Source organism: Micromonospora sp. L5 (genome assembly GCF_000177655.2).
Taxonomy (GTDB): domain Bacteria; phylum Actinomycetota; class Actinomycetes; order Mycobacteriales; family Micromonosporaceae; genus Micromonospora; species Micromonospora aurantiaca.
Map to the genome: position 1 here is coordinate 6,792,234 of NC_014815.1, position 16,985 is coordinate 6,809,218.

19 protein-coding genes and 2 tRNA genes are annotated in these 16,985 nt (G+C 71.7%); 16 read left to right on the forward strand and 5 right to left on the reverse strand.

Annotated elements, in window-relative coordinates; translation table 11 throughout:
* Positions 1-87 precede the first annotated feature (87 nt).
* The 12 genes from ML5_RS32505 to xerC all read left to right on the forward strand — a co-directional run bounded on the left by ML5_RS32505 (position 88) and on the right by xerC (position 7,593).
* Positions 88-258, forward strand: a complete 171-nt coding sequence (locus ML5_RS32505) for a hypothetical protein (protein ID WP_168168229.1) — start codon at positions 88-90, stop codon at positions 256-258.
* Complete coding sequence (locus ML5_RS30315) at positions 258-1,901, forward strand: FtsK/SpoIIIE domain-containing protein (protein WP_013477441.1); 1,644 nt, start codon at positions 258-260, stop codon at positions 1,899-1,901. Before ML5_RS32505 ends, ML5_RS30315 begins: the two co-directional genes overlap by 1 nt.
* Complete coding sequence (locus ML5_RS30320; protein WP_013477442.1) at positions 1,898-2,209, forward strand: hypothetical protein; 312 nt, start codon at positions 1,898-1,900, stop codon at positions 2,207-2,209. The genes ML5_RS30315 and ML5_RS30320 overlap by 4 nt, the downstream gene beginning before the upstream one ends.
* A 21-nt stretch (positions 2,210-2,230) precedes the next feature.
* Complete coding sequence (locus ML5_RS30325) at positions 2,231-2,419, forward strand: hypothetical protein (RefSeq protein WP_013477443.1); 189 nt, start codon at positions 2,231-2,233, stop codon at positions 2,417-2,419.
* Entirely contained in the window at positions 2,416-2,682 is a 267-nt protein-coding gene (locus tag ML5_RS30330; protein WP_013477444.1) for a hypothetical protein, read from the forward strand. Before ML5_RS30325 ends, ML5_RS30330 begins: the two co-directional genes overlap by 4 nt.
* A complete protein-coding gene (locus ML5_RS30335; RefSeq protein ID WP_013477445.1) occupies positions 2,667-3,308 on the forward strand; it encodes a hypothetical protein in 642 nt (213 codons plus the stop codon). Before ML5_RS30330 ends, ML5_RS30335 begins: the two co-directional genes overlap by 16 nt.
* Positions 3,305-3,451, forward strand: coding sequence for a hypothetical protein (locus ML5_RS32510; protein ID WP_013477446.1), 147 nt, complete (start codon positions 3,305-3,307; stop codon positions 3,449-3,451). The genes ML5_RS30335 and ML5_RS32510 overlap by 4 nt, the downstream gene beginning before the upstream one ends.
* A gap of 80 nt (positions 3,452-3,531) precedes the next feature.
* Positions 3,532-3,975 (forward strand): hypothetical protein, encoded by a 444-nt coding sequence (locus ML5_RS30340; protein WP_013477447.1) that lies wholly within the window; start codon positions 3,532-3,534, stop codon positions 3,973-3,975.
* On the forward strand, positions 3,963-4,199 hold the full coding sequence (locus ML5_RS30345) for a hypothetical protein (RefSeq protein ID WP_041784370.1): 237 nt from the start codon (positions 3,963-3,965) through the stop codon (positions 4,197-4,199). Before ML5_RS30340 ends, ML5_RS30345 begins: the two co-directional genes overlap by 13 nt.
* Positions 4,200-4,404: 205 nt before the next feature.
* A complete protein-coding gene (locus tag ML5_RS30350; RefSeq protein ID WP_013477448.1) occupies positions 4,405-6,147 on the forward strand; it encodes a replication initiator in 1,743 nt (580 codons plus the stop codon).
* 13 nt (positions 6,148-6,160) lie between these two features.
* Entirely contained in the window at positions 6,161-6,361 is a 201-nt protein-coding gene (locus ML5_RS30355; protein WP_013477449.1) for an excisionase family DNA-binding protein, read from the forward strand.
* A complete protein-coding gene (gene xerC, locus ML5_RS30360) occupies positions 6,361-7,593 on the forward strand; it encodes a tyrosine recombinase XerC (protein WP_013477450.1) in 1,233 nt (410 codons plus the stop codon). Before ML5_RS30355 ends, xerC begins: the two co-directional genes overlap by 1 nt.
* 76 nt (positions 7,594-7,669) lie before the next feature.
* On the opposite strand, the gene ML5_RS30365 is transcribed toward xerC, so the two are convergent.
* Positions 7,670-7,742 (reverse strand) — tRNA-Arg (locus tag ML5_RS30365).
* Between the two features lie 36 nt (positions 7,743-7,778).
* Positions 7,779-7,869 (reverse strand) — tRNA-Ser (locus tag ML5_RS30370).
* An 896-nt stretch (positions 7,870-8,765) separates the two neighbouring features.
* On the opposite strand from ML5_RS30370, the gene ML5_RS30375 reads away from it, so the two are divergent.
* Positions 8,766-9,518, forward strand: a complete 753-nt coding sequence (locus tag ML5_RS30375) for a hypothetical protein (protein WP_236619336.1) — start codon at positions 8,766-8,768, stop codon at positions 9,516-9,518.
* Positions 9,519-9,546: 28 nt separating this feature from the next.
* On the opposite strand, the gene ML5_RS30380 is transcribed toward ML5_RS30375, so the two are convergent.
* On the reverse strand, positions 9,547-10,320 hold the full coding sequence (locus ML5_RS30380; protein WP_013477452.1) for a CPBP family intramembrane glutamic endopeptidase: 774 nt from the start codon (positions 10,318-10,320) through the stop codon (positions 9,547-9,549).
* Between the two features lie 122 nt (positions 10,321-10,442).
* On the opposite strand from ML5_RS30380, the gene ML5_RS30385 reads away from it, so the two are divergent.
* A complete protein-coding gene (locus ML5_RS30385; protein ID WP_013477453.1) occupies positions 10,443-11,564 on the forward strand; it encodes a globin domain-containing protein in 1,122 nt (373 codons plus the stop codon).
* A gap of 68 nt (positions 11,565-11,632) precedes the next feature.
* Here ML5_RS30385 and ML5_RS30390 read toward each other — a convergent pair whose 3' ends face one another.
* Positions 11,633-13,165: a peptide deformylase gene (locus ML5_RS30390; protein ID WP_013289242.1), complete on the reverse strand. Its 1,533-nt coding sequence runs from the start codon at positions 13,163-13,165 to the stop codon at positions 11,633-11,635.
* Positions 13,166-13,486: 321 nt separating this feature from the next.
* Here ML5_RS30390 and ML5_RS30395 point away from each other — a divergent pair, with 321 nt between their 5' ends.
* On the forward strand, positions 13,487-14,269 hold the full coding sequence (locus ML5_RS30395; protein WP_013477454.1) for a hypothetical protein: 783 nt from the start codon (positions 13,487-13,489) through the stop codon (positions 14,267-14,269).
* A 4-nt stretch (positions 14,270-14,273) separates the two neighbouring features.
* Here the strand turns inward: ML5_RS30395 and ML5_RS30400 are convergent, their stop codons facing one another.
* Entirely contained in the window at positions 14,274-16,052 is a 1,779-nt protein-coding gene (locus ML5_RS30400) for a hypothetical protein (RefSeq protein WP_013477455.1), read from the reverse strand.
* A gap of 207 nt (positions 16,053-16,259) precedes the next feature.
* Here ML5_RS30400 and ML5_RS30405 point away from each other — a divergent pair, with 207 nt between their 5' ends.
* On the forward strand, positions 16,260-16,964 hold the full coding sequence (locus ML5_RS30405; RefSeq protein ID WP_013289245.1) for a class I SAM-dependent methyltransferase: 705 nt from the start codon (positions 16,260-16,262) through the stop codon (positions 16,962-16,964).
* Positions 16,965-16,985 lie beyond the last annotated feature (21 nt).

Below are 16,985 nucleotides of genomic sequence, written 5' to 3' on the forward strand. Positions count from 1 at the left end.
GGTGGCGCGGGGCGGTCCTGGCCCTAGGAAAGCTCGACCGCCCCGCTGCCCTCTCAAACCCTCTCGGCCTGGAAGGGCAGGTTCATCATGCCTGTTGTCCTGGACTGGACGCGCACTGCCGGTGCTGGCGATCCGGTCCCGTGTGTCATCTGCGGTAAGCCCGCGATCTGCCGGAGTCCGGCGGCCAAGCCGGTGCACAAGGTCTGCGCGGAGACGTGGACCGAGCAGCGTTCCGCCGACCGCAAGGCGGTGGCGTGATGGTGCGGGCGCCGCTGGTCAACTTCCGCCGGTTCCAGATCACCGCGCCGTGGCCGCTGCTCTGGACCGTCACCGCTCTGTTCCTGCTGTTCCGTCTCCTGCGGGCCGTGGTCCGGCTCGCGGTGTTCGTGGTGCGCCGTTGGCGGGCCTGGCCTGCCGTGGCCCTGGTCCTGCTCGCCGTCGACACCTACCGGGCGCACGGCTGGTGGCCTCACCTCCTGGTCGCCGTCGTCCTCACCGCGGCCGGCGGCTTCTGGTGGTGGCGCGGCCGGGACTCCTTCCACCGCCTGATCGCCCTGCGGGCCGTGTCCATCTGGCGGCGGCTGTGGGTGTATCGGCGGCAGTGGCACGAGGTGATGTCGCTGTGCGGGCTGGTGAAGAAATACGACGGCGGCGAAGTCGTGCCGGAGCTGTTGTCGGTGCGCTGCTCCTACGCCACGGACGAGCTGGTGCTGCGGATGCCGAAGGGTCAGAACCCCGAGGTGTGGCACAAGGCGGCCCGGGATCTGGCGTACTCGTTCGGCACGCGGCACTGCCGGGTGTTCTCCACCCGCCGCCACCCCACCCCGCACCGCACCGGACGTCTCGCGGTCGTGCTGCGGCTGATCGACCGGGTGCGGTTCCGCGACCGGCCCCGGCACGTGTGGCTGGTGTTCATCCGCCGTGACCCGCTGACCCGCATCGTCGCCCCGCTGCCCGTGCCCGCCCGCCCGGACTTCACCGCCCTCCCGCTCGGCCTGCGCGAAGACCTGGCCGTCTACTGCTTCCGGCTCCTGGCCACTCACGTACTCATCGGCGGGGCGACCCGGATGGGTAAGGGCTCGGTCATCTGGTCCCTGCTCCGCGCCCTGGCCGCCGGTATCCGGTCGGGGTTGGTGCGGGTGTGGGCGATCGACCCCAAGGGCGGCATGGAACTGGCGATCGGCCGGCCGCTGTTCTCCCGCTACGTCGATGACGACTGGTCCCGCATGGCCGACCTGCTCGAAGACGCCGTAGCCCGGATGCGCGCCCGTCAGCAGATCCTGCGCGGCAAAGCCCGCGTCCACACCCCGACGGTCGATGAGCCGCTGATCGTCGTCGTCATCGACGAGATCGCCGCGCTCCTGGCCTACCTGCCCGACTCCGAGATCCGGACCCGGATCACGCAGGCGCTCGGGCTGCTGCTGTCGCAAGGTGCCGGGCTCGGCGTCCTGGTCGTCGCCGCCACCCAGGACCCCCGCAAGGAAGTCGTCTCCGTGCGGGATCTGTTCCCGACCCGCATCGCCCTGGGCCTGACCGAGCGGGGCCACGTCGATCTGCTGCTCGGTGACGGTGCCCGCGAGCGGGGAGCCCTGGCGGATCAGATCCCGCTGTCGGGCAAGGGCGTGGCCTACGTGCTGCTGGACGGGCAGCCCGAACCGGCTCGGGTCCGGTTCTCCTACCTGGCCGATGACGTGATCCGCGACCTGGCCGCCACGTTCCCGGCCCCGCCGGAGACGCAGCCCGAGCCCGTCGTCCAGCCCACGGCGCCCAAGCCCCGCGCCAGCACCGGCAACGGGCGGCACACCTACCGGCCAACGCCGAAGCAGGCTGCGCCGCTGCTGCCGCCGTCACTGCTCAACGCCCTGGACCTCAACACCAGCAACGGGAGTGACCCCCGATGACCCACCACGAGATCCCCGACGGCGCTGCGGTGCGGATGCCCTACGCCGACGAACCCGACCAGCAGACCCCGGAACCGCGCCGCTTCTACCGGCTGCGCGCCCCGCACGTCGACAAGGCGTCGGTGCCGGTCACGGTCCGGGTCACCCCGGACGCCGACCTGTACATCGCCGTGGGTGCCGGTCGTCGCCGGATGTACCTGACGCCGTCGGAGGCGTGGGCACTGTGGCGCTGCCTCTCCGAAGCAGTCGCGTCCACGGGTGAGCCGCCGGAGTGGATCCGCGTGCACGTCAACCCCACCACCCGCTAACCCGCCTGCTTGGAGTCCGTGATGCGTACCCGTCGTCTCAACCGCCGGCCGATCCGCCGGACCTGCCTCGACCTGCTGCACGTCGACCCGGACCAGTCCTGCCCCTACTGCGCCCCCGACCCCGACGCCGTCGACGTGATCGCCGCCGCGCTGCGCCAGCACGCGGAGATCGCCGCCGAAGACGCCGAAGCGTGGGGGTGGGCGGCGTGAACCCGCAGATCTGGTCGTGGCTGCTCATGGCCGTCGGCGTCACCGGCCTCTACCTCGCCGGTAAGCGCTCCTGGACCGGCTGGGCCGTCGGCCTCGCCGCCCAAGGACTGTGGCTGGCCTACGCCATCACCACCCGCCAGTGGGGCTTCCTCGCCTCCTGCTTCATCTACGGCGCCGTCTACCTGCGCAACCTGCACGCCTGGCTCCACCCCACCCCCACCCCGCCCGCGGAGCAGGAGGTGACCCGATGCGCCGCTACCTGAACGCCGACCGGCTGGAAGCCGTCGCCCTGGTCCTCATCCTCCTCATCGTCGCCGCAACCGCCGGGTGGGCGTCGTTCTCCCACGTCCACGACTGGACCATGCGCCACGTCCCGCCCGGCACCCCCGACGCCTTCGGCTGGGCCAACGCCGTCCTGTCCGACCTCGTACCCGTCGCCTGCCTGCTCGACATCCGCCGACGCCGACGCCACCGCCAACCCATCAGCTACCCGGTGTTCCTCATGCTCGCCTTCGCGTCCTTCTCCCTCGCCGCCCAACTGGCCGTCGCCGACGCCAGCCCGTCCGGGTGGCTGCTGTCCGCGCTGCCCGCGCTGGCGTTCATGGCCCTGACCAAGCTCGTCTTCACCGGCACCCCCACCCCCGCACCCGCCGCGGTGAAGCCGACCCCCGCGCCCACCCCGGTCAAGCCGACCCCGGCCCCGGCACCGGTGCGGGAGCCCGTCGACGCCGAGCCCGTTGACGTCCCGACTGCCCCGGCGCCGGTCTTCACGCCTCCGACTCCGACTCCGGCCCCGGCCGCGGCTGTCGCCCCGGTGCGGTCGGCGCTCGTGTCGTCGGTCGTCCAGGCCCCGCGCAACGGCCACATCGTCTCCGAGGTGACCCGATGACCCAGCCCAAGCACCCGCCGGTGACGGACACGTGTGCCGTGTGCAACGGCCCGATCGAGTACGTCGACGTGAAGGACCCCTACTGGCGGCACACCGACATGCGCAACCTCGCCAAGCCCCACGGCGCCCGCCCCCGCCGCTAACCCGACCACTGCTGCGGCGCGGCCGACTCACACCGACCGCGCCGCAGCACCCCATCGAGCCAGAGCAGGGAGAACCCGTGATGCCGTCCACTGCCCGCACCGCTCTCGCCCACCGGACCCGTCCCACCACGCTGACCCGCCGGATCGTCGGCACCCCGGCCGAGGTCGCCGCCGCGCTCGCCGTGCTCAGGGAGTCGGGGCGGCTGATGTTCGCCGACCGCCCCCACCAGCACGCTGACGGCCGGGTCACGGTCACCGTGCGGTTCCTCGACACCGCCCGCACCACCCCACCGCCCGTGCGTCGGCTGCGCCGCGGCCGGGTCATCGCCGCCACCGCCATCACCACCACGGCCCTCGGGACGCTGGCCGGGATCGGCTACCTCGCCGCCCAGCTCGCGCACACCGTGCAGCGCAACGCGCCCGCCGTCGTCGGCGTGGTCCTGGTCCTGCTCGTCCTCGCCGTGTTGCTGCTGCGCCGTAAGGCCACCTGCGGCGGGCTGCACTGCTCGGGATGCCGCCACTGACCGCCACGGGACGGCCCGTCTACTGCGCGCGCTGCCGTAGGTGGGCCACCGCCCTCATCGAAGCCGGCCAGCCCGGCACCGGCCGCTACCGCGCCGAGACCGCCTGCACCCGCCACGAACCCGCCGCCCGCCGCTGGGCCAGCCACGCCGGCCCACCCCGCACCACCCCGATCGGCCCTGCACCCGCTGTCCTGTTCGAGCTTCCGGAGGTGAACACGTCATGAGGGCTCTGTATGACGGGTCCGGTGGTGTTCATTCAGGACGCCAATCGCGCGCCACGCGTGCGGCTGCCACCTGCACCGCCTCTTTCCCCCACCGGTTCGGCTCACGCCTCGGGCGCCCCGCCGCGCCTGTTGAGGTGACACCCCGATCCTGCCAGCCACACCCCCGCCGACTCCACCCCGCTGCCCGCCCCTCGGAGGTGACCCGATGACCGCCCCGACCCTGCCCGGCCTCACCCCCGACCCCACCCCACCCACCGACCCCGTGGCCGCTCCAGCCGCCGTCGTGCCGGCTCCCGGAACCCGTGCAGCTCGTCTCGCGCTACCGATGTCGCGGAAGATCGTCACGGAGATGGCCGCCGAGTACGGCGTCTGCCTGCACCCGGTCACCCTGCGCCGCACCGACCTGCACACCGGACACACCGAAGTCGTAGACCTGCCTTGCGGGTCCACCCGCGAAGACAAGTGCGAGCCGTGCGCGAAACGCGCCCGCCGGCTACGGCAGACGCAGATCCGGGAGGGCTGGCACCGCACCGACGAACCCGCACCCGGCCCGAACCCGGCCACCGACGCGCAACGCGAGTTGATCCTGCTGCGGGCTCACCTGGAGTTCGCCCGCGATGAGGCCCAACGCGCGGCACAGTTCGACCAGGTGCCCGCCATCGATGAGGCGATCGGGGAGGTCGAGGAAGCCATCGCCGCCGAAGGACTCCGCGGCACCGTCGCCCCACCCCACGACCAGGACGACGACAACCACGGCCGCCGCAAGCGCTCCACCCGCCGCCGCCAAGACGCCCCCGACCTGCCGCGGAAGAAGGTCGAGCCGCGCACGGTCGGAAAGGTCTACACCGCACCCGACGGCACCGAACACCGCCCGTCCATGTGGCTGTCACTCACCCTGGACACCTACGGCCGGGTGCTGCCCGACGGCACCCCCGTTAACCCCGACACCTACGACTACCGGCGCGCGGCGTGGGATGCGGTGCACTTCGCCCGGCTCCTGGACCGGTTCTGGCAGAACCTGCGCCGCTGCGTCGGCTGGAACGTCCAGTACGCCGGCTGCGTCGAGCCCCAACGCAGGCTCGCCCCCCACGCCCACTTCGCCATCCGCGGCACCATCCCGCGCACAGTGCTGCGGCAGGTCGCCGCCGCCACCTACCACCAAGTCTGGTGGCCGCCCGCCGACGAACCCGTCTACACCCTCGACCGGCCACCCGTGTGGGACGCCGACCGCGCGGAGTGGATCGACCCCGACAGTCGGGAACCGCTGCGCTCGTGGGCTGACGCCCTGGACCTCATCGACACCGACCCCGACGCGCAACCGGCGCACGTGGTCCGCTTCGGATCGCAGGTCCACGCCGAGGGCGTCACCCCGGGCACGGTGCACGCGAACCGCACCATCGGCTACATCACGAAGTACATCACCAAGTCCGCGGCTGACTGCCACAAGCCCGATACCGACCGGCAGCGTGATCACCTGGACCGGCTGTGGCACGAACTGCGGGTGACGCCGTGCAATGAGCGGTGCGCGAACTGGCTGCTCTACGGCATCCAGCCGAAAAAGGCCCACGGGCGCCTGCAAGCCGGCCGCTGCAAAGGCAAAGTCCACCAACGCGCCACCCTCGGCATCGGCGGCCGACGCATCCTCGTCTCCCGCGACTGGTCCGGAAAAACCCTCGCCGACCACCGCGCCGACGCCCGCGCCTGGGTCCGCAACCTCCTCGGCATCACCGTCGGCGCCAACGACGCCAACGACGCCGACGCCGTCGACCAGGACGACCCACCCGCATACGCCTGGGAACTCGCCCGCCCCGACGACCCCGACCTACCACCCCTGCAACACCGACTCCTCAAAGCCCTGTCCCAACGCGCCCAATGGAAAGCCGCCCTCCTCGCTGCGAGAGACCGAGCCTCACCCGATTCTGCCCTGCCCGCCCACCAGCCCGCCTGACGGAAAGGACGACATGAGGACTCAGCCCTTGGCCCCGAAGTGGTACTCGCCCGCCGAGGTCGCCGCTCTGCTCGGCTTCGGCCTGTCGAAGGTCAAGATGAAGATCGCTACCGGTGAGCTGCGGTCGGTGAAGGACGGCAAGTACCGCCGGATCCTGCCGGAGTGGGTTGACGAGTACATCCGCGAGCAGGTCGAGCGGCAGGAGGCGGCCTGATGCCCGGACGCACCCGCGCCAACGGTGAAGGCTCGATCTTTCCCTACCGCAACGGCTACGCCGCGTACGTCTGGGTCGACAAGCCGGACGGCAAACGCGATCGCAAGTACGTCTACGGGCAGACCCGCGAGATCGTCCACGAGAAGTGGTTGAAGCTGCATCATCAGGCCAAGGCTGGACCGGTGGCTACGCGCGTGCCGACGCTCGCTCGCTACCTCGGGTACTGGCTGGAAGAGATCGTGAAGCCGAACCTCGCGCCAGCTACCTACGTCTCTTACGAGGGCTTCACCCGGCTCTACATCGTGCCGGGTATCGGGGCGAAGCGGCTCGACCGTTTGCAGGTCAAGGACGTGCAGACCTGGATCAACAAGGTTGCCCGGACGTGCCAGTGCTGCGCCCAGGGCAAGGACGCCGCCAGGCCACCGGCCAAACGACGCTGTTGCGCGCTCGGTGCCTGCTGCAACGCCGTCCCGTCCGACAGTGCGATCAAAGGGCTGCGGGCGACGCTGCGAGCTGCCCTCTCGCAGGCCGTAACGGAAGAGCTGGTCAGCAAGAACGTGGCGGCGTTGGTCAAGCTGCGTGCCACTCGGAAAAGGCCGGGCACGGCGTGGGACAGCGACGAGGCACGCCGGTTCCTGGAAGCTGCGCGGGCAGACAGCGATCCGATGTACGCCGCGTGGGTGCTGCTGCTCGTGCTCGGGCTGCGCCGCGGGGAACTGCTTGGCCTCGCGTGGGACGACATCGACCAGGCGGCCGGCGAGCTCAACGTCTCCTGGCAGCTCCAGCGCATCGGCGGGCAGCTCGTGCGCCGCGAGACCAAGACGGCGGAATCCGACGCCTCGATGCCGTTGCCCGAGATCTGTCGGACCGCCCTGGCCATCCGACGCGCGGAACAGGCGGCGGAGCGGAAGGCTGCCGGTGAGGTGTGGCAGAAGTCGTCTCTGGTGTTCACTACCCGGTTCGGCACGCCGATCGAGCCGCGGAACTTCAACCGGGCCTGGGAAGCTCGGATCCGCCGCTACGGCCTGCGAGAGATCACTCCACACGGCGCCCGGCGTACCTGCGCGAGCATCCTGGCCGATCTCGACGTTCACCCAAGAGTGGCGATGCAGATCCTGCGGCACGCTGATTTCAAGGTCACGATGGAGATCTACACCCGGGTCAGCTCGAAGCAGACCCGTGAGGCGTTGAAGCGCCTGGGCGACCGGATGAACGGCACGGAATCGGCATGACCGCTGCTGTACTTTGCTGCTGTACCGCACGAGAAAGGGGCCACCCCGGTTTCCCGAAACGGCCCCTGACCTGCTGTGCGCCCGAAGGGACTCGAACCCCTAACCTTCTGATCCGTAGTCAGATGCTCTATCCGTTGAGCTACGGGCGCCTGGTGCTCAGCCAGTCTACACAACCGGCTTTCGCGCGGAGACTCCGGGATTCGAACCCGGGAGGGGCTTTAAGACCCCAACCGCATTAGCAGTGCGGCGCCATAGACCAGACTAGGCGAAGTCTCCCTGGTGACCCACGAGGTCACCGCGCCCGAGGATACAGGTCCGTACCCGCCCGGGGCAAAGCGACTATCGGACCGGCCGCTCCGACCGCGTTTTCGTCGTGTGCCAGATCACGCCCACGGCTACGCTCCATCGATATGCAGGAGCAGCCGCCGAGCGATCCGCCCCGTCGCGAGCCCGCCCCCAAGGCCCGGCGGAGCCGCTCCCCACGACCGACGTTCAACCCACCGACACCGGAGCCCGCCGCGGAGAACGCGACGAGCGACACACCGCCGCCCCGGCGTCCGCGCCGGGCGGCGCCCACTGTCGTCTTCCAGCCGCCGACGCCGGCCGCCGACGCACCGCCGGCGCCGCGCCCGCGCCCGGCCGCCGACCCTTCGCCGGCCGATCCGGGTACGCCCGGCGAGCACGCCGCTCCGAAGGCTTCTGTCGACGGCCCGGGTACGCCGCCGAAAGAGCAGATCGCCTCGGGGACGTCCACGACTCCCTCGGGTACGACTGCCGCAGAGCCGTCGCCGAGCGCCGGGGAGGGCACGCTCCCGGCCGATGAGAGGCCCGTCACAGCAGAGCAGCAGCAAGCCACCGAGCCTCCGGCCGGGCCGGTCTCCCCACCGGCCGGGGAGGAAACACCGAAACGGGCGCGCCGCGCTCCCGCCGCCAAGAAGGCCGCCCCGGTCGCGAAGAAAGCGGCCCCAGTTGTGAAGAAGGCTGCGCCGGCGGTCAAGAAGGCCACTCGGAAGGCGTCGCCTCCGAAGCAGGAGACGGCGATCAGCACGACGGAGCCCACACCCACCGAACGGCAGCCCGACGGCACCGAGCCGGTCACGGCGGAGCGTCCCGTCACCGCACCTTCGCCCGGACGGACCCGCCGGACCACGAAGGCCGCCCCAGCGGCGGCGATGGCGATCCCGGCAACGGCGAGTCCAGCCGCCGCCGACACCACGACACCCCACGCGGAGCAGTCCGACGAGCCGACGCACGGCACGGTCGTCGAGCGGGCACCCGCACAACCCGACGTCGCGCGTACCCCGGTGGAGGGCTGGCGGGCGGTGGGGCCGCAGCTGCGCGACCACCCCGGGTTCGCGCCGGAGCTGCTGGCCCTGGCGGCGGTCGACGCGCTCGGGCCGCGGGCCGCGTCCTGGGTGGAGCAGGTCCGGCGGGCCTACCCGGACGCGGACGCCGACGGGGTGGCCCGGCTGGCGACGCGGCGGTTCGTGCGGATGGCCGGTACGGGTGGGGCGCTCGCGGCGGGCGCCGGGCTGTTCGCGCCGGTCGCGGAGCTGGCGACTGTGCTGTGGACGCAGGCGAACCTGGTGCTGCATCTGGCAGCGGCGTACGGGCGGGATCCGGCGCATCCGGATCGGGCGGCCGAGCTGCTGGTGCTCACGTTGGTGCACCCGGACGACGGCACCGCGCGGGCGGCGCTGGCGGCGGCTCGGGCGGCTGATGCTCCGGCGGAGGGTCCGTGGGGGCGCGTGGTGGAGGCGGCCTGGCGGCTGGCGACGCCGGTGGCCGCGCAGGCGGGTGGCTGGCTCGGGCTGCGGTTGGCCGCCCGGTTGCTGCCGGGCGCGGCGGCGTTGGCGGCCGCGACCGGCGGTACGGCGACGGCCGGGCGGGTGGCCGCGCGGGCGGTCGCCCGGTATCGGGCGTGATCGACACCGGTTCGGCGAGCCGGCGCGGTCAGAGCCAGTCGAACCAGGACTTCGGCAGCATCGCGTAGCCGACGAACGCGAAGATGTCGAGCAGCGTGTGCGCGACGATCAGCGGGGCGACCCGGCGGGTACGCAGGTAGAACAGCCCGAAGATCACGCCCATGACGGCGTTGCCGACGAACGCGCCGAAGCCCTGGTAGAGGTGGTACGAGCCGCGCAGCAGCGCGCTCGTGGCGAGCACCGCGCCGATCCGCCAGTTGAGCTGCCGCAGCCGGGTGATCAGGTAACCGACCACGATCACCTCCTCCAGCACGGCGTTCTGCACGGCGGCGAGGATCAGCACCGGCACCGTCCACCAGAGGTCCGGCAGCGCGGCCGGGACCAGCGTGGCGTTGAGCCCGAGCTGCGCCGCCGCCCAGAACAGCGCCAGCCCGGGCAGGCCGATGAGCGCGGTCAGGCCCGCGCCCCGGGCCAGGTCGGAGGCGGGCCGGCGGAAGTCGACGCCGAGCGTCCGTGCCGGGTCGCCGGGGTCGCGCGCCAGCAGGTGTACGGCGAGCAGTACCGGCAGCAGCGCGAAGACGATCCCGAGCAGTTGGTACGTGAGATCGAGGTACGGCCGGGCCGACGCGGAGGTGTTCAGCGCGGCGGTCTGCTTGGACAGTCCGCCGGTCGCGGTCAGCTTCGCGATGAGCGAGACGAGCGCGTACACGGCCGACTGGCCGAGGGACAGACCGAGCACGAGCAGCGTCTCGGTGCCCAGCATCCGGCGGGAGACCGGGCGGGCCAGCTCGTCAACCGTCACCGGACCATGAAAGCACTTCGGCGACCGGGCCGGACGGTCGCACAGCCTGTGCGACCGACGTACACGCTCCGTGGACATTCTATGCGGGCCGATCCGCCCGTACGGAGAAGGAGCGTGCCCCTGTGGAGAACTTCGCGCGGCTGCTGAAGGAGAGCTGGACCCTGGTCGAGGAGCACCGGGAGCGGCTCAGCGGTCACTTCTACGCCCGGCTGTTCCTCCTCGACCCGGAGCTGCGCAAACTCTTCCCGGTGCAGATGAACGGCCAGGGGGACCGCATCCTGGAGGCCATCGTCACTGCGACCCAGACGGTGGGCGACCCGGAGAGCTTCGACGAGTACCTGCGCGCGCTGGGCCGCGACCACCGCAAGTACCACGTGGCGTCCGAGCACTACGCGACGATGGGCGTCGCGCTGCTCGACGCGCTGCGCAGCACCGCCGGGGACGGCTGGAACCTGGAGTACGACCAGGCGTGGCGGGAGGCGTACGCGGGCATCAGCGAGCGGATGCTGGCCGGCGCGGAGGCGGACGAGAACCCGCCGTACTGGCACGCCGAGGTGCTGACGCACGAGCGGCACGGCCCGGACACGGCGGTGCTGACCGTCCGCGCGCTCCAGGATCCGCTGCCGTGGCGGGCCGGCCAGTACGTGAGCGTGGAGGTGCCGCGCTACCACCCGCGGGTGTGGCGGACGTACTCGGTGGCGAACGCGCCGAACGAGGAGAACGTGCTGGAGTTCCACGTCCGGACGCCACCGGGTGCGGCCGGTTGGGTGTCCGGCGCGCTGGTGCGCCGTACCAAGCCGGGTGACCTGCTGCGGGTGGCCGCGCCGATGGGTTCGATGACGCTGGACCCGGAGTCCACCCGGGACGTCCTCTGCGTGGCCGGCGGGGTCGGCCTGGCGCCGATCAAGGCGCTGGTGGAGGAGCTGACCCGGGTCAACCGGACCCGCTGGGTGCACGTCTTCTACGGCGCGCGCCGCCCGGACGAGCTGTACGGGCTGCCCGGCCTGGAGGACCTCGTCGCGTCCCACCCGTGGTTGTCGGTGACGCCGGCGTGCAGCGAGGACCCGGACTTCGGCGGCGAACTCGGTGACGTCTCCGAGGTGGTCACCCGGTACGGCCCGTGGACCACGCACGACTGCTATGTCTCCGGCTCGGCCGCCATGGTCCGGGCCACCCTGCGGGCGCTCGCCGCCGACGACGTCCCGCCCGACCACGTCCGGTACGACACGTTCGGCAACCTCTGAACCTTGCTCCCCCCGAGCCGGGTCGCGTGCCCCCGCCCCCTGGGGCACGCGACCCGGCCCCCCGTTTCTCAGTAACGCCAGGGGGTGCCGGTCTCGCGGTACTCCTCCACGGGCACGAGCGGCACGCCGGGTGCCATCCGGTCGACGTAGAGCCGCCCCTCCAGGTGGTCGATCTCGTGTGCGACCAGCCGCGCCATCGCGTACTCGTAGGACGTGATCACCCGGCTGCCGTCCCACAGGGCGTGTTCCACGTCGATGCGCAGCGGCCGGGGCACCAGGCCGCGGTGGTCGAAGAAGGACAGGCAGCCCTCGTACTGCTCGTCGGTCTCGGTGGCGGCGTCCACCACCCGGGGGTTGAGCAGCACCACCGGGTCGGCCGCCCGGTCGGCCGGGCGCACGAGCGCCGCTGACCAGCCGATGCCGAGCTGGGGCGCGGCGAGGCCGACGCCCTTGCTGAACGGGTGCAGCTCGTCCAGGCGGACCAGCATCGCGGCGAGCCGGTCGATCACCTGCCGGGCGTGCTGTTCGTCGGCCGGCAGGTCGAACTGGCGGGCCCGCTGCCGCAGCAGGTCGTCGCCGCGCTGCACGATGCCCACTGCGCGCATCCGGTCGCTGGCCCGTACCCGGGCGCCGCCGGTGGGCGCGCTGTCCGGTTCGGCGTCCGGCTCGGGGCTGCGGAACCGCCACTGCATCCGGTAGCGGGCGTTCAGCGGCGGGTCGTCGGTCCCCCAGTCGAAGACCACCCGGCCGCCGTCCGCCGAACGCTGGATCGGGGTACGCAGCGGCCCCTCCTCCGCCGACAGCGAGGTCTCCGCGCCCCACACCTTCGGGTCGAGGTCGGCGGGCAGGTCGAGCCGCACCGCCAGGTGCCGGGTGGGCAGGCGTACGGCCCGCTGGAACCAGGGGCCCCACTTGTCCCGGCCGACGCGGTACGCGTACTCGATGGTGACCCGGTCGCCGGGGTAGAGCGGGAAGCGTCCCTCGTCGTTCTCGAACAGCAGCCAGATCTCCTTGAACGCGTCCCGGTCGTGTTTGGCCCGCCAGTGCATCGGCTCGCGTCCGTTGCCGTCGTCCCGGTACGCGGTGAGCTGCAGCTCGGCGAAGGTCAGCGGGTGTTCCCGGTGGTGCCGGTTGGAGCGGCCCGGGTCGTTGGGGTAGCGGTCGACGGCGACCCGGACCAGGTAGCGGGTGACCGGTTCGGTGCCCGCGTTGTACAGCTCCCGCCGGATCGCGCAGTGGTAGCCGTCCCCGGTGTGGGTGAGCGTGGCCATCTCCCGTTCCACCACGAGGCCGGTCCCCGGGGGCAGCCACTGGCCGGGCACGGGTGGGTCGCGGTGCGCAGTGCCGGTCCGGCCGTGCCGCAGTTCGTCGTACTCCCGGAAGCGCTGCCAGATCGCGCCGCTGGCCTCCAGGACGGCCTCGGCCCGACGGGCGAAGTCCTCGGTGGGCCGGTGCCGGCGCCCTTCGACGTGACTGACGTAGGACGGGTCGAAGCCCATCATCGTGGCCAGTTGCTTCTTGGACAGCCCTCGGCCGGTCCGGTGCCGGGCGAGTTCGGCCGCGAACGAGTCCGCGGCACGCTCGATCGGTGAGGTCGTCATCAGCTTCCTCGTACGCGGGAAGACCATTTTCACGTTGAGTGGCCGAACGTGTACGGAAACTGCCTCGTATTCGACACTCACCTTGACTTTTCAGCGGCGTACGTCGATCCTTACGCCGTCTGCCGCCGGTTCTCCGGCGGCGTTTTCCGTCTCCGAGGCCGGGTAGTACGCGACGGCCGCGGAGTGACGGGGACCTCCCCGCGATACCGCGGCACCACTTCCCCTCCCGCCGGGAGGGTGGTTAGGCTAGCCTTAGCTTGGGTCGACGGCACGCGCCGACCGCAGGGCGACAGGACAGGGGACGGCCAGGTGACTGCGGTGATGCCGGGGCGCGACGCCGCCACCCCGCTCGCCCCTGTGACAGCGACCCTGCGCGCCATGTTCGGCACCGACGACCTGCCCGGGCTCGCACCCGGCCTGCTGGTCCACGACGAGCTGGACCGCTGGTCCCCGGCCACCCGGCTGATCGACGGCACGCTGCTGTCCGAGTTCCTGACCGCCGCCGGCCGCCGCTGGGGCGGCACCCCGCACGCGTGCGCCGCGCTGGCCTGGAAGTCCTACAGCTACTGGACCGCGCTGCCCGCCGTGCTCGGCTGGGCGTCCGCCCGCCGGGTGCCGCTGCTCGACCCGGCCGACGTGCTCGTGCACTTCGAGGACCACCACCAGCTCCTCACCTTGGGACTGCGTGCCTCCACTCCGGTGGCGGTGCTGCCGAGCGACCCGCTGGCCCTCGCCGGCGCTCCGGGCGTACGGGTGGTGACGGACGAGGCGGCGCTGCTCGGCGCGCTGCGCGCGTCCCTGCTCGACGCCCACTTCGCCCCGCTGATCGGCGCCATCCAGGGCGAGGTCCGGATCGGCACCCGTACGCTGCTCGGCTCGGTGGCCTCCGGCATCGCCCACGGCATCCTGCGCGCGTCGGACGCGCTGCCCGGCTCGGCCACGGCGGCCGTCGGCACGCTGCTCGACGCGCTCGACCTGAGCGACCTGGTCGAACTGGTGCCCGGCCCGGCCGGCGAGCCGACTGTGCAGCGGCGCACCTGCTGCCTGGCGTTCACGCTGCCCCGGCCCAAGGTGTGCCAGGGCTGCTGCGTCCGCCAGGGCTGACCGCTCACTCGACCAGCGGCCGGACGTCCCACAACCACACCCCGCCGGTACGCCTCGGCGTGATCCCGCTCAGCTCCGTCATCGCCCGGCGCAGCGCGTCGGCCTGCGGCAGCCGGGGGTCGAGGATCACCGCGCCGGCCCGCCAGTAGCGCAGGTCGTCCACGGCGGCCACCCGGTCCTGCGGCGTGATCGGCGGGACCGCGTCGGTGCGCCGTACCGTCTCGAAGAACGTGCTGGTGGGACGCGGCGGCGCGGTGAAGAGGGCGATCCGGTCCCCACCTGGGCGGGTGTCCGGATAGAGGAAGTAGCCGCGGGCCAGCGGCATGTCCAGCCGGGTCTCGGCGGACCAGCGCAGCGGGACCGCGTACGTGGTGTCGGGCAGCGGCAGCGTGACGATGCTCCGCCCGCCGGCGACGTAGGGACGCCAGGCGCCGGAGGTGACGAACGCCGGGGTCGGGTCGAGGCGCTTCGCGGGCAGCGGGGTGGGCAGGATCGGCAGCAGCGCCATGGCGAGCACTGTGACGGTGGCGAACCGGATCTGGTCGCGCGCGTCCGGGTGCCGTACGGCGAGCCGCCGGGCCCGGTCGGCACCGAACGCGAGCAGCACGCCGATGATCGGGGTGAGCGCGAGCGACCAGCGGGTGGGCACCACCGAGTGCAGGACCGGCAGGTTCTCCAGCGCGGCCCAGGGGCCGGGGATGCCGGTGTCCCGCCCGTCGTAGCGGATCTCCCGGCCGAGCGAGAAGAGTACGAACACGAGCCCGACCGCTGCCAGCCCGAGCACCACGGCGTTGCGGCGCAGCCACCAGACCAACGCGATCACCAGAATCACCAGCGGCCAGCCGAAGAACGCGTTCTCCTCGGTGGCGTTCTTCACGAGCGGTTCGCTGCCCCGGGCGTCGCCCGCCACCGACTCCCGCGACCAGGCCACGTACGCGGCGAGGTCGGTGGAGTAGCCCCGGATCAGCGTGGAGAGCCCGCTGTACGCGCCGGGGCCGAAGAACTGCACCCAGAGCGGGTACGCGAGCAGCGCCCCGGCGACCGTCGCGGCGACCCCGAGCCCGGCGGCGAACGGGCGGGCCGCCGAGCGCAGCGCGGGACGGCCGAGCGCCAGCGCGAGCACCACCACGCCGAGCCCGATGGCGGTCATCAGCAGGATCTCCAGGTTGAGGAACGCCTGCCAGACGATCACCAGGCCGAGCAGGACGCCGTTGCGCAGCCACCGGCCGGGTTCGGCCAGGCGCAGCGTCCGCCAGATGATCAGCGGCACCACGTACTGGCTGACGATGTTGGGGTGCGAGTTGGCGTGCGAGATCATCGCCGGCGCGAACGCGCAGAAGGCGGCACCCAGCCAGGCCGGACCGCGGGACTTCACGACAACTCGGGAGAGCAGGAAATACCAGGACACGCCGGTGGCGGCGAGCCCGAGAGTGAGGAAAATCAGAAAGGACCAGCGCGGGCCTGCCCAGAGCGTTATCGGGGTCAGCGGCAATGAAACGGATAATACGGACGTATTAGCCATGAGATTGACGACATCCGGCACATTCATCCGGTCCGAGGTGAACGGATAGGCGAAGTCAGTGACGACGCGAGCACCATGCGCCATCATCCATTCGAATTGCGCCTGATCTGTCCGATTGTCCCGGACGCCATTGCGCGGATCGACCCAGAGCCGGGCGGTGACCCAGAACGCGAGCAGCACGAAGCTGAGCACGGCGAGCGCGTCGATCCGCCCGCCCCGCCCCGATTTGGCCGCACTCGCGTCGCTTTCCGGAGTAGTCATGACATTTCAGAGCGTAGTCAGGGTATGACGGGCACGTGCAATGTTCCGGGGAATCACGTACTATGTGCCGAGTTCGCCGACCGCCGAACAGGCACCCCTCCGGATCACAATTCGGCCCCCTCCGTCCCCCGATTTCCCCCTCAGCCATCCAGATGGTTGACTCTGACGGTCCAGGCGCGGGTCAGTCATATCGTGAGGAATCGACGCATGGCAGAAATCACTGGGGATCAGCGCGTCCAGTCCGAGGTGCTCGAAGGCCTGGCGACGGCTGTCAACCACCGGCAGTGGTTCGTCGAGCTGGCGGTGCCCTACCTCGGTGACAACCCGATCGAGATCGGCAGCGGCCTCGGCGACTACGCCTCCGCCTGGGCCGCGTACGCACCCCGGATCACCGCCACCGAGGCCGACCCGGACCGGCTGATCCAGCTCAAGGAGCGGCTGTCCGACCACCCGGGCGTCGAGGTCCGGCAGATGCTGCTCCCGCACCACGAGCGCGGCGACTACAGCGCGGCCGTCTCCTACAACGTGCTGGAGCACATCGACGACCACGTGGGCGCGCTGCGCAGCATGCGGGACCTGGTCCGCCCCGGCGGCGCCGTGGTCATCATCGTGCCGGCGTTCCAGTTCGCCATGAGCCCCGCCGACATCGCCACCGGCCACGTCCGTCGCTACACGAAGAAGACGCTCGCCGCGGCGATGACCGAGGCGGGCCTCACCGTCGAGCGGATCCACTACGCCAACGCGCTCGGCCTGATCGGCTACTTCATGGCCACCAAGGTCTTCCGGCTGATGCCGAAGGAGGGCCCGATGGTGAAGGTCTACGACACCCTCGTGCTGCCAGTCACCAAGGCCGCCGAGCAGCGCGTCCGGCCGCCGTTCGGCCAGTCCGTCTTCGCCGTCGCCCGCGTGTAAGGAAGGGCCCCTTGTTAACAG

Excerpts from the sequence above, each read along its gene's own strand:
- ML5_RS32505 (WP_168168229.1), top strand. The coding sequence starts at position 88 with ATGCCTGTTGTCCTGGACTGGACGCGCACTGCCGGTGCTGGCGATCCG.
- ML5_RS30315 (WP_013477441.1), top strand. The coding sequence starts at position 258 with ATGGTGCGGGCGCCGCTGGTCAACTTCCGCCGGTTCCAGATCACCGCG.
- ML5_RS30320 (WP_013477442.1), top strand. The coding sequence starts at position 1,898 with ATGACCCACCACGAGATCCCCGACGGCGCTGCGGTGCGGATGCCCTAC.
- ML5_RS30325 (WP_013477443.1), top strand. The coding sequence starts at position 2,231 with ATGCGTACCCGTCGTCTCAACCGCCGGCCGATCCGCCGGACCTGCCTC.
- ML5_RS30335 (WP_013477445.1), top strand. The coding sequence starts at position 2,667 with ATGCGCCGCTACCTGAACGCCGACCGGCTGGAAGCCGTCGCCCTGGTC.
- ML5_RS32510 (WP_013477446.1), top strand. The coding sequence starts at position 3,305 with ATGACCCAGCCCAAGCACCCGCCGGTGACGGACACGTGTGCCGTGTGC.
- ML5_RS30340 (WP_013477447.1), top strand. The coding sequence starts at position 3,532 with ATGCCGTCCACTGCCCGCACCGCTCTCGCCCACCGGACCCGTCCCACC.
- ML5_RS30345 (WP_041784370.1), top strand. The coding sequence starts at position 3,963 with ATGCCGCCACTGACCGCCACGGGACGGCCCGTCTACTGCGCGCGCTGC.
- ML5_RS30350 (WP_013477448.1), top strand. The coding sequence starts at position 4,405 with ATGACCGCCCCGACCCTGCCCGGCCTCACCCCCGACCCCACCCCACCC.
- ML5_RS30355 (WP_013477449.1), top strand. The coding sequence starts at position 6,161 with ATGAGGACTCAGCCCTTGGCCCCGAAGTGGTACTCGCCCGCCGAGGTC.
- xerC (WP_013477450.1), top strand. The coding sequence starts at position 6,361 with ATGCCCGGACGCACCCGCGCCAACGGTGAAGGCTCGATCTTTCCCTAC.
- ML5_RS30375 (WP_236619336.1), top strand. The coding sequence starts at position 8,766 with ATGGCGATCCCGGCAACGGCGAGTCCAGCCGCCGCCGACACCACGACA.
- ML5_RS30390 (WP_013289242.1), bottom strand. The coding sequence starts at position 13,165 with ATGACGACCTCACCGATCGAGCGTGCCGCGGACTCGTTCGCGGCCGAA.
- ML5_RS30395 (WP_013477454.1), top strand. The coding sequence starts at position 13,487 with ATGCCGGGGCGCGACGCCGCCACCCCGCTCGCCCCTGTGACAGCGACC.
- ML5_RS30400 (WP_013477455.1), bottom strand. The coding sequence starts at position 16,052 with ATGACTACTCCGGAAAGCGACGCGAGTGCGGCCAAATCGGGGCGGGGC.
- ML5_RS30405 (WP_013289245.1), top strand. The coding sequence starts at position 16,260 with ATGGCAGAAATCACTGGGGATCAGCGCGTCCAGTCCGAGGTGCTCGAA.